Source organism: Butyricicoccus sp. Marseille-Q5471 (assembly GCF_951230135.1).
Classification (GTDB): domain Bacteria; phylum Bacillota; class Clostridia; order Oscillospirales; family Butyricicoccaceae; genus Agathobaculum.
The window spans coordinates 351,964-364,324 of the sequence record NZ_CATNVC010000003.1; the positions used below are offsets into that span (position 1 = coordinate 351,964).

Annotated in this window: 8 protein-coding genes and 3 tRNA genes; 5 read left to right on the forward strand and 6 right to left on the reverse strand. The window is 59.4% G+C overall.

All coding sequences use genetic code 11. From position 1 onward, the window contains the following. Positions 1–177 precede the first annotated feature (177 nt). Positions 178–2,316, forward strand: a complete 2,139-nt coding sequence (gene ppk1 / locus QOX26_RS06220; protein ID WP_283674098.1) for a polyphosphate kinase 1 — start codon at positions 178–180, stop codon at positions 2,314–2,316. Between the two features lie 65 nt (positions 2,317–2,381). On the opposite strand, the gene cysS is transcribed toward ppk1, so the two are convergent. The 6 genes from cysS to QOX26_RS06250 form a co-directional block, all read right to left on the reverse strand. Then, positions 2,382–3,800 (reverse strand): cysteine--tRNA ligase, encoded by a 1,419-nt coding sequence (gene cysS, locus QOX26_RS06225; RefSeq protein WP_283674099.1) that lies wholly within the window; start codon positions 3,798–3,800, stop codon positions 2,382–2,384. Between the two features lie 85 nt (positions 3,801–3,885). Next, the gene (locus QOX26_RS06230) at positions 3,886–4,032 is read right to left on the reverse strand and encodes a hypothetical protein (RefSeq protein ID WP_283674100.1); all 147 of its coding nucleotides are present in this window, start codon (positions 4,030–4,032) and stop codon (positions 3,886–3,888) included. Positions 4,033–4,129: 97 nt separating this feature from the next. Continuing rightward, the gene (gene mfd / locus QOX26_RS06235) at positions 4,130–7,612 is read right to left on the reverse strand and encodes a transcription-repair coupling factor (RefSeq protein WP_283674101.1); all 3,483 of its coding nucleotides are present in this window, start codon (positions 7,610–7,612) and stop codon (positions 4,130–4,132) included. Positions 7,613–7,684: 72 nt separating this feature from the next. Further along, a complete protein-coding gene (nifU, locus tag QOX26_RS06240) occupies positions 7,685–8,131 on the reverse strand; it encodes a Fe-S cluster assembly scaffold protein NifU (protein WP_283674102.1) in 447 nt (148 codons plus the stop codon). A gap of 74 nt (positions 8,132–8,205) precedes the next feature. Continuing rightward, the gene (locus tag QOX26_RS06245; RefSeq protein WP_283674103.1) at positions 8,206–9,441 is read right to left on the reverse strand and encodes a cysteine desulfurase family protein; all 1,236 of its coding nucleotides are present in this window, start codon (positions 9,439–9,441) and stop codon (positions 8,206–8,208) included. 150 nt (positions 9,442–9,591) lie between these two features. Continuing rightward, a complete protein-coding gene (locus tag QOX26_RS06250; protein WP_283674104.1) occupies positions 9,592–10,506 on the reverse strand; it encodes a putative ABC transporter permease in 915 nt (304 codons plus the stop codon). 132 nt (positions 10,507–10,638) lie between these two features. On the opposite strand from QOX26_RS06250, the gene QOX26_RS06255 reads away from it, so the two are divergent. From QOX26_RS06255 to QOX26_RS06270, 4 genes are all read left to right on the forward strand, one after another. Next, positions 10,639–11,817 carry an iron-containing alcohol dehydrogenase gene (locus QOX26_RS06255; protein WP_283674105.1) on the forward strand — a complete coding sequence of 393 codons (1,179 nt, stop codon included), beginning with the start codon at positions 10,639–10,641 and terminating at the stop codon, positions 11,815–11,817. 138 nt (positions 11,818–11,955) lie between these two features. Next, positions 11,956–12,031, forward strand: a tRNA-Asn gene (locus QOX26_RS06260). A gap of 45 nt (positions 12,032–12,076) precedes the next feature. After that, a tRNA-Trp gene (locus tag QOX26_RS06265) sits at positions 12,077–12,152 on the forward strand. A 3-nt stretch (positions 12,153–12,155) separates the two neighbouring features. Beyond that, positions 12,156–12,231, forward strand: a tRNA-Thr gene (locus tag QOX26_RS06270). Positions 12,232–12,361: the final 130 nt, after the last annotated feature.

Below are 12,361 nucleotides of genomic sequence, written 5' to 3' on the forward strand. Positions count from 1 at the left end.
ATTGTATATTCCTAGAATAATTTACAGAGATTTCACGCAAAATAGATTGTCGCTTTACGGAACTTCGATATAATAAAGGTACAATAGCAGAAAATATGCTAGGATTCGCAGGTTTTCAACAGATATTGCGGCGCAGTTAGCGCTGCGGCATCGCAAATGCATAGCAGGGGTGTAAAAATGAGCGGTAAAGAGGGATGCGCGGCGTGGGACTTTACGCAAAACAGAGAGCTTTCCTGGCTGGGATTTAACGCGCGGGTACTTGCGGAGGCGGAGGACGAAAACGTGCCGCTGCTCGAGCGGCTCAAGTTTCTCGCGATTTTCACAAGCAATTTGGACGAGTTTTTCATGATTCGCGTGGGCAGCCTGACCGACCTTGCGGCAGTCGACAAAAACGCGCGGGACAATAAATCCGGTTTGACCGCCAAAGAGCAGCTGCACAAGATTTACGCGGCCGTCACCCCGCTGTACGAGCGCCGCACGCGCGCCCTGCACGCGGTGGAGGAGGGTCTGCGCCGCGAGGGCTTGACACGCCTGCACGTTGACCGGCTTGGCTCGGCCGACCAGAAATTCGTGCGGCAGTATTTTAAGAACGTCGTGGCGCCCATCCTGTCGCCGCAGATTGTGGACATGCATCACCCGTTTCCGCACATCGGCGGCAAGATGCTGCACATCGGCGCACTGCTGCGCGACAAAAAGGACAAGAAGGGCGAGCTGTTCGGCATTCTGCCCGTGCCGTCCTCGCTGCCGGACGTGCTCTATCTGCCCGGCGGGGACGGGGTGCGCTATGTCTGCGTGGAGGACATTCTCTACCACAACGCCGCGCACGTGTTCGGCATGTATGAGGTGATCGAAAAAACGGTGTTCTGCGTCACGCGCAACGCCGACATTAACCCGGAGGACGAAGCGTTCGACGTGGAGGCTGATTTTCGCAAGAAAATGGAAAAGCTGCTGCGACAGCGCAGACGGCTGGGCGTGGTGCGCGTCGAGCTGGGCCGCGAAATCAGCCGCCGGTTCATTGCATACTTCTGCGATCGCTTCGGCGTGTCCGACCATCAGATTTTCGTTTCCCATGCGCCAATTAAGATGGAATATGCCTATTCGGTGGGTGACAAGCTGCCTGAAGACGAGCGGCGCGAGCTGTCCGACCCGCCGTTTGAGCCGCAGCAGCCGGCCATGCTGCCCGCCGGACAGAGCCTGCTCAAAACGGTCACCAAACGCGATGTGCTGCTCTCCTATCCCTATGAGTCGATGGAGCCGTTCCTGCAGATGATTCGTGAGGCCGCGTCCGACCGGGAGGTGCTATCCATCCGCATCACCATCTATCGCCTGGCTCGCAAGGCAAAGCTGGTGGAATATCTGTGTGCGGCTGCCGAAAACGGCAAGGATGTGACCGTGCTGATCGAGCTGCGCGCCCGCTTTGATGAGCAGAACAACATCGACTGGTCAGAGCGGCTCGAGGAGGCCGGCTGCAAGATTATTTACGGCTTCGAGGACTACAAGGTGCACTCGAAAATTTGCCTGATTACGCGGCAGGAGCGCGGGCAGGTGCGGTATATCACGCAGGTGGGCACCGGAAATTACAACGAAAAGACCGCGCGGCTGTACACCGATGTGTCGCTCATCACGGCAAATCCGTCGGTCGGTGCGGATGCGGCGGCGTTTTTCAGCAACATGGCGCTCGGCAATCTGGACGGGGAGTACAACCGTCTTCTCGTCGCGCCGCACAGCCTCAAGTCGAGCCTGCTTGCGCTGATTGACGAGCAAATTGCCAAAGGGCGCGAGGGCTATATCTTGATGAAATTCAACTCGCTGACCGACATTGACCTGATTGAGAAGCTGAGCGAGGCCTCGTGCGCGGGCGTGCAGATTGAGCTGATTGTGCGCGGCATCTGCTGCCTGCTGCCGGGCGTTTCGGGCAAGACCCAAAATGTGACGGTGACAAGCATCGTCGGGCGGTTTCTGGAGCATTCTCGTATTTTTTGCTTCGGCACGGGCGCGGCGGAAAAGCTGTACATTTCCTCCGCCGACCTGATGACGCGCAACACCGAGCGCCGTGTCGAGATTGCCTGCCCGATCGACTCGCCCGAGGTACGGGCGCGGCTGCACGATATTCTGTACGCGATGCAGCACGATTCGGTCAAGGCGCGTGTGCTGCAGCCGGACGGCAGCTACGTCAAAAAGCCCGCCGTACCCGACCCCATCTGCGCGCAGCAGCTCTTAATGCGGCAGGCGATGGACGAAGCGCAGCGCCAGAGCGCCGAAGCCGCGCCCCGCGAGCCGATCTGGAAGCGGCTGAGGGCTCGTTTTGTGAGATAAAAAAAGCCCCCTAAGGCCTACGGCCTTGGGGGCTTTTTGTGTGATGCTTATTGCCTATTAAGGTCTTATCCTCTCGTCCACTGCGTGCCTTGGCGCGTGTCCTTGATGGTCACGCCCATGGCGAGCAGCTCATCGCGGATGCGGTCGGCGGCGGCAAAGTCCTTGTTCTTCTTGGCGGCGGCGCGGTCGGCAATCAGACCTTCAATCTTCTCGGCGTCCGGATCGGCGGCGGCGTCTTCGCGCTGCTGCACGATGTTCAGCACGCCCGTCAGCTCCATGAAGAGCGCGTGCGCTGCCTGCAGGAACGCCTTTGTCGCGTCTTGATGTGCGCCCGAATAGGCGTTGATCTCGCGCGTCAGCTCGAAAATGGCGCTCATTGCGTCAGCGGTGTTCAGATCGTCGTCCATCGCGTCGATGAACTTCTGCTTGTAGGCCGAAAGCTCGGTGAGCTTTGCCGTCTCTTCGGCGGTCATCGCGTCGCCCGCGGCCTTCTCAATGCGGAATTCGAGGTTGTTGCGTGCCTCATACAGGCGGGCGAGGGACACCTTGTTCATGTTCAGGCTGTCCTCCGAGTAGTTCAGCGGCGTGCGGTAGTGCGCCGACAGCATAAACATACGGATGGTCTCATAGCCGAACATCTTCGCCGCATCGCGCACCATAAAGAAATTGCCCTTGGATTTGGACATTTTCTCGTTATCGATGGTCAAAAAGCCGTTGTGCAGCCAGTAGTTTGCAAAGGTGCAGCCGTTGGCGCACTCGGACTGGGCGATTTCGTTCTCGTGGTGGGGGAAGGTCAGGTCAAGGCCGCCGGAGTGAATGTCGATCGTCTTGCCGAGGTACTTGTTGACCATTGCGGAGCACTCAATGTGCCAGCCGGGACGACCCTTCGAGCCCCACGGCGTGTCCCACGCAGGCTCGCCCGGCTTTGCAGCCTTCCAGACGGCGAAGTCCATCGGGTCTTCCTTGAGTTCGCCCACGCCGATGCGCGCGCCCGCCTGCAAATCCTCAAGCGGCTGGTGGCTCAGCTTGCCGTATTCGGGGAAGGACTTGGTGCGGAAGTACACGTCGCCGTTCTCGGCGAGGTAGGCGTGGCCGTTTTCGAGCAGCGTTTCGACAATGCCGATGATCGCGTCCATCGTTTCGGTCGCACGGGGATGGCAGGTCGCTTTGTTTACGCCAAGACCAGCTGCATCCGTGTAATATTCCTTGATATAGCGGTCGGCGATGACGTTGAAGTCCACGCCCTCGTCGTTCGCCTTATTGATGACCTTATCATCAATGTCGGTGAAGTTCTGCACGAAGTTCACCTTGTAGCCGCGGTACTCGAAGTAGCGGCGCAGCACATCAAAGACGATGAAGGGGCGGGCGTTGCCGACGTGGAAAAAGTTGTACACGGTCGGGCCGCAGGAGTACATTTTGATTTCGCCCGGGGTAATCGGGACGAATTCCTCCTTTTGACGGGTCAGGGTGTTGAATAATTTCATAAAAAATCTCCTTTTATCGTTTGACCGAATTCGGTTTGTTCTTATTTGGATGCGGAAATAAACACGCCGCCTCTCAAGGTTTCCCTCAAGAGGCGGCGAACATTCCGTTTTCCGCGGTTCCACTCTTGTTTTCTCGCTCATGCTCCGCTGTATCGGGCGGATTTCCGCGGGGCGTTGCCCCCGATGCTCCCGGGCGCACTTCGCCGTCCTCTGCCGCAGGGCCTTGCAGCATACGGCCCCTCTCTGAAGCGGTTTGGATGGGTACTCTTCCCGTTCCTCGCATATTTTCTCACATTATGCTGTCAGTATATCAGCATCCGGCGGCAAAGTCAAGCGTGCGCGGCAGCCGTGCCCTGCGCCGTTGCGGCATAGCCGTCGACCAGGCGGCGCGCCATGTCCATGGGCGCTTCGTCCTTGTTCAGGCGCAGCGAGACATAGGGCGTAGACCCTGCGTTGAGCAACAGCCGACCCTTGTACGCCGGGTCGCCGCACAGCACGGACAGGCGGGCAAAATCGGTCTCCGCAAAGGTGACGAGCAGACGGCCGTCCGCCTGCTTGATTTCGGAAATGCCCTGATCGGAGGCTTTCGCGCGCAGCAGCGCGATGTCCAGCAGGGCGACGGCCTCGGCGGGCGGCTCGCCAAAGCGGTCGATCAGCTCGTCGAGCATGTCGCTGCGCTGCTCCTCCGAGCGGATGAGCGCGATGCGGCGGTAGAGGTCGACGCGCTGTCCCGCGTCGGGCACATAGTGGTCGGACAGGCTGGCTGACAGCAGCAGCTCGGCGGCGCAGTCGACGCGCGGCTTTGGCGTTTCGCCCTTTTCCTCCAAAACGGCCTCTTCGAGCAGCTTCAAATACAGGTCGTAGCCGACGCTCATCATGTGACCCGACTGCTCGGGGCCGAGCACATTGCCCGCGCCGCGGATTTCAAGGTCGCGCATGGCGATTTTGAAGCCCGAGCCGAAGGCGGCGTACTCGCGGATGGCGGACAGGCGCTTCTGCGCGATTTCGGAGAGCGCCTTGCCGCGTCGGTAGGTCAGATAGGCGTAGGCGTGGCGGCTCGAACGGCCGACGCGTCCGCGGATCTGGTGCAGCTGGGCAAGCCCCATGTTGTCAGCGTTTTCGATGATGAGGGTGTTGGCGTTTGCGATGTCGATGCCGGTCTCGATGATGGTCGTACAGACCAGAATATCGGTTTCGCCTTCGGCCATCGCGTTCATGGCGGCGGCGATTTCCTTCTGGGTCATCTTGCCGTGGACAACACCGATTGTCGCGTCGGGCAGGCTCTGCTGCAGCATGGACGCGCACCGCGCAATGGATTCCACGCGGTTGTGCAGGTAATAAACCTGTCCGCCGCGCGCCAGCTCGCGGCGCATCGCGTCAAGCAGCACGCCGTCACTGTGCTCGAGCACGTAGGTCTGCACCGGATGGCGGTTCTGCGGCGGCTCTTCGATGGAGGACATGTCCCGAATGCCGGACAGCGCCATATTGAGCGTGCGGGGGATGGGCGTTGCCGACAGGGTCAGCACGTCCACCTGCTTGCTCATCTCCTTGAGCGTTTCCTTGTGGGACACGCCGAAACGCTGTTCCTCGTCAATGACAAGCAGACCGAGGTTGCCAAATTTCAAATCCTTGCGGAACAGCTTGTGCGTGCCGATGACCAGGTCAATCGACCCCGCGGCCAGCTTTTGCAGGATTTTTTTCTGCTCGGAGCCGGTTTTGTAGCGCGTCAGCAGCTCAATGGTAATCGGATGGCCGGAAAAGCGGCGCATTGCGGTCAGATAATGCTGCCGCGCGAGCACGGTGGTCGGCACGAGGATCGCGGCTTGCTTGCCCGCGAGGATGCACTTCATCACGGCGCGGAGCGCGACCTCGGTCTTGCCGAAGCCTACGTCACCGCACAGCAGGCGATCCATCGGGCGGTCGGACTGCATGTCGGCCTTGATTTCCTCGATGCAGCGCAGCTGATCCTCGGTTTCCTCATAGGGGAAGGCGTCCTCAAACTCGCGCTGCCATTCGTCGTCCGGCTGAAAGGAAAAGCCCTTCAGGCGGGCACGTTCGGCGTAGAGCTGCATCAGTCCCTCTGCCAGCTCTTTGGCTGCCGCCTTGGCGCGCGCACGGGAGCGCGACCAGTCCGCGCCGCCGAGCTTGTTCAGACGGGTCTTTTCGCTGTCGCCCCCGCCGATGTATTTGGAAATGAGGTCAAGGCTGGTCGCGGGTACATAGAGAAAATCCGTGCCCGCGAAGGCAATTTTGATAAAATCGCGCTCCGCACCGTCCACCTTCATGCGCTCCATGCCGATGAAGCGGCCGATGCCGTGGTGCTCGTGCACAACGAGGTCGCCGGGCGTGAGGTCGGTGTAGCTTTTCACGCGGTCGCGGTTGGATTTCTTGGGCAGCGTCTTTTTGCGGCGGGCGAGCACCTGTCCCTCGGTCATCACGACCAGGCCGAGGTCGGGGTATTCAAAGCCAGCCGACAGCACGCCCTCGGTCACGACGACCTGTCCGGGCTTCGGCAGATTGTGCCCTGCCTTGGCCTTGATGCCCGCGCCGGCAAGCGCTTCAAGCATATTGTTACACCGCAGCTCGCTGCCGCACACGACGACGACCGCGCGATTTTCACGCTGGAAGGCGGAGATATCGGACGCGGCCATGTCCAGATTGCCGCCGTAGGCGTTCATCTGGTTGGCGGTGAAGTTTTCAATCTGTTTGGGCGGCAGCTCGGGAATATTGCCCAAAAAGGTGTCAAGCCGCACTACAGGGCGCGAAATGCCGCACAGACCCGCGAAATCCAGCGCGTAGTCATTCAAATCGGGCGCAAGCTCGCCGCGCTCGAGCAGGGCGGTCACGTCCTCGCCGATGCGGTTTGCAAAATCGCGGCACGCATCGCGCAGACGGGGCGTGTCCTCAATCAGCAGCACGGCGTTTTCAGGCAGATAATCGAGCGCGCAGGTAAAATCGGGATAAATGAGCGGCAGATATTTGTCCGCGCCGGGCAGTGCACCGGTTTCATGCAGGCGCTCCACGTCGCGGTCGAGGTTTTGTTCAAGCTCGGGATGCTTTTTGCGGCGAGTTTTGCGCAGAGCGTCCACCGCGCGGCACAGGCCGTCCACGCCATCCGGCGCGAGGTGGGGCAGCGCTTCCATGCAGGGCAGGCAGAGCAGGGTGTCGCAGGTTTCCAGACGGCGCTGGCTGCCCACGTCAAAGGTGGAGATGGAGTCGATTTCGTCATCCCAGAATTCGACGCGGTACGGGTGCTCGGCCGCGGGCGGAAACACGTCCAGAATGCCGCCGCGCAGGGAGAATTGTCCCGTGCCCTCGACCTGAATGGCGCGCTCGTAGCCCGCGCGCACAAATTGCTGCACCAGAGGCTCGATGGGCGCGGTCGCGCCGACCGACAAGGTGACAGCGGCGTCCCGCAGCAGGGCAGGGGGCAGCGTGCGCTGCAGTGCGGCGGGCGCGGAGAGCACGACAAAGGGCGCATCGGATGCCCCAAACAGGGCGGCGATGCGCTTTTGCTCGTACCCGCGCGACACACCCGCGACGTTGACCATCACAAGGTCACGGCTCGGAATCTGTGCGACGGTTTTTTCGGAAAAGCCCGCAATGTCGGCTGAGAGCCGCGCGGCGGCGGCTTCGTCGTCAGTCAGCACGCATACAGGGCGCTTGAGGTCAGCCTGCAAAGCCGCCGCGAAGTGCGCCTTGTGTATCGCCGACAGACCGACCGCCAGAAGCGGGGTTTTGCCGTCCAGCAGAGCCTGCCGGAGCTTTTGATACTCGTCCAGTCCGCCGATGCTTTTTAACAGTTCAATCATAATTCATCCCTTGCAAACACGCCAAAAGGGCAGATTTTTCAATCTGCCCTAGTTTATGCGGAAATTCGGTGATTAATGCTCGTGATGGTCGTGTGCATGGCAGGACGCGCAGTCCATGTCGCAGCCGAGGATGTCGGTGGGGTCCTTGCCCATGCGCTTGTAGTAGTCCGCAATCGCGCTGCGGAGCGCCTCTTCGGCCAGCACCGAGCAGTGCATCTTGACCGGGGGCAGACCGTCGAGCGCCTCGGCAACTGCCTTGTTGGTCAGCTTAAGCGCTTCTTCAATCGTCTTGCCCTTGACCATCTCGGTCGCCATCGACGAGGTCGCGATTGCTGCGCCGCAGCCGAAGGTCTTGAACTTTACGTCCTCGATGATGCCGTCGTCGGAAATCTGGAGGTAGATCTTCATGATGTCGCCGCACTTGGCGTTGCCGACCTCACCGACGCCGTTTGCGTCCGCAATTTCGCCGACGTTGCGCGGGTTGGTGAAGTGGTCGAGTACCTTGTCGCTGTATTGCATATGGAACAGTTCCTTTCGTTATCCAATGTTTTCATCAGTCTTTTCGCGGCTTTGCCGGGAAAAGACAGTGTTATTTAGTGGCTGTGCAGCTCGGAAGCCGCGGTCAGGTTGGGCTTGCCGTTTTCCCACACGGGGGACATCGAGCGCAGCGTTGCAATCACCTTGGTGACCGCTTCGATGACGTAATCCACATCCTCCTCGGTATTCTGCTCACCGAGGGTCAGGCGCAGCGAGCCGTGCGCAATTTCGTGCGGCAGGCCGATGGCCATCAGCACGTGGCTGGGGTCGAGCGAGCCGGTCGAGCAGGCCGAGCCGGTCGAGCCGCAGACGCCCAGATTATCGAGCATCAGGATCAGGCCTTCGCCCTCGACTGCCTCAAACACGAACGACGCCGTGCCGGGCAGGCGGTTGACCGGATCACCGGTGTAATGCGTGTAGGGAATCTTCATCACGCCTTCGACCAGACGGTCGGTCAGGCCGCGCACGTAGCGCATCTTTTCATCCATGCCCTCGACCGCGTCGGTAATCGCCGCGGCAAGGCCGATGCAGCCTGCGGTGTTCTCGGTGCCGGAAACCAGTCCCTTTTCCTGTCCGCCGCCGTACACCAGCGGCTCGAGCGCGATGCCCTTCTTGACATACAGCACGCCAACGCCGCGCGGGCCGCGGAACTTATGTGCCGACAGGCTGAGCATGTCGATGCCCATTTCCTGCACGTTGATTGGCATGTGGCCGACCGCCTGCACTGCGTCGGTATGAAACTTCGCGCCGACCGCGTGAGCAAGCGCGGCAATCTCCGCAATCGGCTGAATCGTGCCGATTTCGTTGTTCGCCGCCATGATGGAGACGAGCGCGGTATCCTCGGAGAGCGCGTTTTTCAGCTGCTCCAAATCAACGCGGCCATAGGAGTCCACGTCGAGATAAGTGACGGTAAAGCCTTCTTTTTCAAGCGCCTCGCAGGTGTAGAGCACAGCGTGGTGCTCAATCTTAGAGGTGATGATGTGCCGTCTGCCCTTGGCGGTCGGGCCGTGGACAAAGCCACGAATGGCGAGGTTGTCCGCCTGCGAGCCGCCGCCGGTGAAGATGATTTCGCCCGGGGCAAAGTCGTTTCTCTCATTGACCGGCTCGGCAGCGCCGAGCGCCTTTCCGACTGCGGTACGCGCGTCGTTGAGCGCTTCCTTGGCAGCGCGGCCCATGCGATAAAGGGAGGACGGATTGCCGTAAAACTCGGTCAGCCACGGCTTCATCGCCTCAAATGCGGTATCCGACAGCGGCGTGGTCGCCGCGTTGTCCGCGTAAACGAATTTTTTCATCTATAATCAGCCTTTCCCTAGTAAGAGGATTAGAATTTTTCTCTGTACTAAATATACACCCAGAACGCGTATTTTAGCAAGCGAAAAAAGTGACAAAGGGACAAGGGGCAATACCCCCGCTTTTCATTATTTTGTGCATTTTGCGTTATTTTAACCGCGTTTACGAGGATCTACATGCCGTTTTAGCTTTTGCAGTACCGCATCGTACTTCTCCGACCGCGCTGAGGGGTTGCCGCGCAGCAGGCTTTTGCGGGTATTCTTGAGTGCACCGGCGGCCTGCTCGAAGCGGCTTTGCAGATCGTCGAGACGGTCAAGCAGCTGCTCCTTGGCGTCCGACAGCTGTTCTTTCGCGTCGTCCACCTTGTCGTAAAGCTGATCCTTCACGTCAGAAAGCTGTTCCTTTGCATCGCCGACGCGCTCGCTCCACTCGCCGCGCGCTTCGTCCACCCGATAGGACAGGTTGGTCAGCTTGACAAACGCGGTGCGGCTCAGCTCGCGGCGTACCTCGTCGGCCTGCTCGCGCAGTTTGTCCATCTCCTCGAGCACACGCGCCAGATCGAGCGCCGTGCGCACGGACACGCCCACGTCGGACGCAAACGAGCCGGACAGCAGGATGACAAGCGTCAGCAGCAGCCAGAACGGCATTGCAATAATCAGCTTTTCAATCGGCGGATGGATGAAATTCGACAAGAACAGTCCCATTGCGCCCCAGCAGACAGAGCTTTGCAGGCAGATACGCCCCTGGAACTGAAAACGGTGGGTGGAATAATCCCAGTATTTCACCTTAAAGAGTTTTTCCATCACCACGCCGACCACATATTCAAACGCGGTCGCGCTGAGCATGCTCGCAAGGAACATCCACACGGGATAGCCGGCAAGCGGTAGGGCGATGTGCAGCAGCATGGTCGCGCCGAAGCCGTAAATGGGCAGCATCGGCCCGCGCAGAAAGCCGCGGTTGACAAAACGGCGCTGCTGCACCGACACGACAGTCGATTCAAAGCACCAGCCCAGAAAGCAGTATATGTAAAAAATGAGCATCCATTGCAGAAAGGAATAATCGTACAACGCGGTGAGCCTCCTTCTTTGCCGCTGTTTGAAAAGATACATGGTATATTTTATATGATTTTTTGACTTTTGGCAAGGGAGGGCGTTATAATAGGAGTAACAATAACGGAAATCGGCGGAAGGAGAATTCCCATGCAGAATTTTAGCATCTGTACATCGACCGAGGTCGTGTTTGGCCGCGGCATAGAGGAGCAAATCGGAAAAAAGCTGCACGCACTTGGCGCAACGCGCGTGCTCGTCCATTTCGGCGGCGCAAGCGCACGTAAAAGCGGCCTGCTTGATCGTGTCGAGCGCAGCTTGACGGACGCGGGACTCAGCTTTATCGAGCTCGGCGGCGTGTCACCCAATCCCAAGCTGTCGCTTGTGCGCGAGGGCATCGCGCTTGCCAAACGCGAGGGCGTGGATTTCATTCTCGCGGTCGGCGGCGGCTCGGTCATCGACTCGGCCAAGGGCATCGGCATGGGCGCGGCCACCGGCACAGACCCGTGGGAATTTGCGGCCACCGGCACGGCGCCTGCCTGCACGCTGCCGGTCGGCACGGTGCTCACCCTGTCGGCGGCGGGCAGCGAGACGAGCAATTCCTGCGTGCTCACCAACGAGGAGACGATGGAAAAGCGCGGCATTACGAGCCAGACCAATCGCCCGCGCATCAGCTTTATGAATCCCGAAAACACGTTCACCGTTTCCAAATTCCAGACCGGCTGTGGCATTGTGGACATCATGATGCACACGCTTGAGCGTTATCTCACACCCGAGGGCGGCGAGAGCGACGTGACCGACCGCATTGCCGAGGGCGTACTCATTGCCACGCGGGACGCAGGCCGCCGCGCAATTGCCGACCCGTGCGATTACGAGGCGCGCGCTTCGCTGATGTGGGCGGGCAGCGTGTCGCACAACGACATTACCGGCTGCGGGCGCGGCCGTCAGTTCCCTGTGCACAAGCTCGAGCACGAGCTTTCCGCCCTGCATGACGAGGTGTCGCACGGCGCGGGTCTGTCGGTGCTGTTTCCGGCGTGGGCGTACTTTGTGCTCGAGCACGATGTGCCGCGCTTTGCGCAGCTTGCAAACCGCGTATTCGGCGTGGAAATGGACTTTCAGCATCCTGAGCGCACCGCGCGCGCGGGTATCGACACGATGAAGCGGTTTTTCGAAGAAATCGGCATGCCGGTACACATGGCCGAGCTTGGAATTTGCCCCGAAGAGTATGAAAAGCTTGCTCAAAACGCGATGAAAACAGTCGGCGGTCCGGTCAAGAGCTATGTACCGTTGGACAAGGCCGCGATTCTGGAAATTTTCCGTCTCGCAGAGTAAAAAAGGGAAGCGAAGGACGGCGCATTTGCCGTCCTTCCTTTTTCAAAAAAATCGCCGAGCACCTATTGACAAACGCATGGATACAGCGTTATAATGTTTAGGCTATCACGAGTAAATCAAGTGGTCGCGCAAGCATATTCCTCAATAGCTCAGTTGGTAGAGCATGCGGCTGTTAACCGCAGGGTCGTTGGTTCGAGTCCAACTTGAGGAGCCAAATCGTGTCCCGTCGTCGCCCCGGCGGCGGGACACACTTTTATTCAGGGGTATAGCTCAGCTGGTAGAGCAGCGGTCTCCAAAACCGCGTGCCGAGGGTTCGATCCCTTCTGCCCCTGCCACATGCTGTTGTAGCTCAGTCGGTAGAGTACATCCTTGGTAAGGATGAGGTCGTCAGTTCAATCCTGATCAACAGCTCCACATGGGAACGCAAGGCGTTTCCGCAGAAAAAACCAGTCTTCGGACTGGTTTTTTGTTTTTATTCATTGATTTGTGCACCGATGGAAAGCAATTCGCGTCCTCCGTGTGCTTGCCGTGCCAAAAACCCGCC